Annotated in this window: 2 protein-coding genes; both read left to right on the top strand. The window is 40.5% G+C overall.

The annotated features are described in order from the left end of the window. The first annotated feature begins 770 nt into the window (after window positions 1-770). A complete protein-coding gene (locus H6S82_RS31160) occupies window positions 771-992 on the top strand; it encodes a hypothetical protein (RefSeq protein ID WP_190462544.1) in 222 nt (73 codons plus the stop codon). 104 nt (window positions 993-1096) lie between these two features. Next, the gene (locus tag H6S82_RS31155) at window positions 1097-1879 is read left to right on the top strand and encodes a hypothetical protein (protein WP_190462543.1); all 783 of its coding nucleotides are present in this window, start codon (window positions 1097-1099) and stop codon (window positions 1877-1879) included. Window positions 1880-1983: the final 104 nt, after the last annotated feature.

Genomic DNA, 1983 nt, shown 5'->3' with positions numbered 1-1983 from the left:
GGTGAGGCAAAGCCGGTGAAGTTAAGAACTGTAAGCATGGCTTTGCGGGGAGCGAGTCGAGATGCAGTTCAACTGGACGCCAGAATGGCAGCAGAAGTGACAGAGATTCTTCGCCGAGTGGTAACAGAGGAACTTGCTTAACAAAATTGTTGAAATTATACCAGCTTGGCCGATCTAATTTGATGCGAACATTAAAAGTCCGCAGACTCAAAATATTTACAGCCAAACTTAATCTTTTCATTAAAGCTCTTAGCACTTTATTTATCCGAATGTAAAAAAATATACTTTATGTTTCAATAAATGTATTTTAGAATACTATTTAGCATGAGTAAGTCAGCTAAATTAGACGCTTTAATGGTCTGGGTTTCATATTTGTGGTTTTCAAAAAATTTGTTTAGGATTATTGCAAAATCTTTCGGATGATTAACTTGCTTTAAAGGGATTAAATTCGCATATTTTATTTGAAAATGTTCTCTATACTAAATTTGGGAAGCGGCAAAGTCTTTGGCAGCGTTATGGCTGAATACAAGGTGCTAAATGCTGCAATAAATCTACCCTATACCTACTACTCAGTATAAGGGTTCGGGTAAATTTTATCAAACTCGATCGGCACCCGCTATCGAATGCAACGCTAAACTAAATCTAGCCCTTTCCTAAATTACTCGCCCTGAGTGATGCAAATAAACTTACGAATACTGGTAAATAATACAAATTCGATACCAGTGTGTACTATTTAGGTTTTCTATCGCAGTTTTTCGTGAGGGTGTGTCATGTTTTTTATTCGCGAAGTTGTTCAACAAGCTCTTACAACTGGTTATCTAAGTTTGGAAGCAGAAGCTCAACTGAGGGGACTTTTGCAGAAAAAGTACGATATGGAAGACCTAGATGCTTTCATATCGTTGCAACAAGCAGCAGTGGCAGGTTTGGTGAAGCAGGAATCTCGTGAGTTAAGAGGGCCCCAGTGTTTGGGCGATCGGGAAAAAGTTGCTTGAGGGAAATAAAAAGCACGAATTAAGCAAATTGGCAACATCCAGCTTTTTAAGAAAAGCAATTTAAACTTTGTCTACTCTTGCAAGTATTTTGAGCGGAAGCAAATATGATGATGAGTCTAAAAGAGTTAGCGATCGATTTTACCGAAGCAAGAATTATAACGCCAGCAGTGTCTGCTGTACCAGTTCAAACGGCAAATTTTTATTGCGTTAGAAGCTTGTCCGAAGCGTACAGCGATGGAGTATCAAAACAAGATACAGGTACGCTGAATAACGTTCTCAGTACAAATTCATCGGCAAAAGTCACCGCAGAACATCGTAGCGGTGGACGCAGCTGTGCTGAGACTTTCTGCAATGCTGCTATGGGGATGCTGGGTGCCTATGCAAAAGCTGTTACGAACGATACCTATTATAGTGAGTTGGTGGCTATTGCTTTTAGTTCGGCATATTTTCACGATACGATCGCCGTTCGCTCGAATAATTTAGGGATCGGATCTCCTGTCACGCTTATTTTCAGTCAGGTTGTGGCAGGTGCATTCGAGATGGGCGAAGGTGAATCTCAAGGAACAGTTCACTCAACTTTTAGGATCGACAATGAATTACTCTGTTATGCAAGCAACATAGACTCTCAGCCAAATACAACACAAACATCCGATTCCCAAATACTTGTGGTTAACACTACTGTTGGTAGTACAATTAATATTTGCGGAAGATTAGATGCGATCGTACAAGTCCATAACGGTGGTTCTATTGTTGCCGATTACAGCAACACAACTACTTTCTATGCCGACTCGCAAACACCAGAAGTAATACTCGTCAGTGCCAGCGGTCACGATTATTCATCTATGATGCCGGGATGCGATCGTTTGTCTCGATCTTGGAGTGCTTGAGGATACTGGGCTGAGTTTCCGGCTAGTTTTACAGCACAATTTGTCCTCTTTTGTCAACTATAAAGCTTAGGCATACTCTGGCTGTAGAGATAATTCATGAATTA

This window comes from Planktothrix sp. FACHB-1355, assembly GCF_014748295.1.
In the GTDB taxonomy this organism is placed as follows: Bacteria; Cyanobacteriota; Cyanobacteriia; order Cyanobacteriales; family Aerosakkonemataceae; genus Aerosakkonema; species Aerosakkonema funiforme_A.
This window is presented reverse-complemented; position numbering and strand designations above follow the sequence as displayed.

Excerpts from the sequence above, each read along its gene's own strand:
- H6S82_RS31160 (WP_190462544.1), top strand. The coding sequence starts at position 771 with ATGTTTTTTATTCGCGAAGTTGTTCAACAAGCTCTTACAACTGGTTAT.
- H6S82_RS31155 (WP_190462543.1), top strand. The coding sequence starts at position 1,097 with ATGATGATGAGTCTAAAAGAGTTAGCGATCGATTTTACCGAAGCAAGA.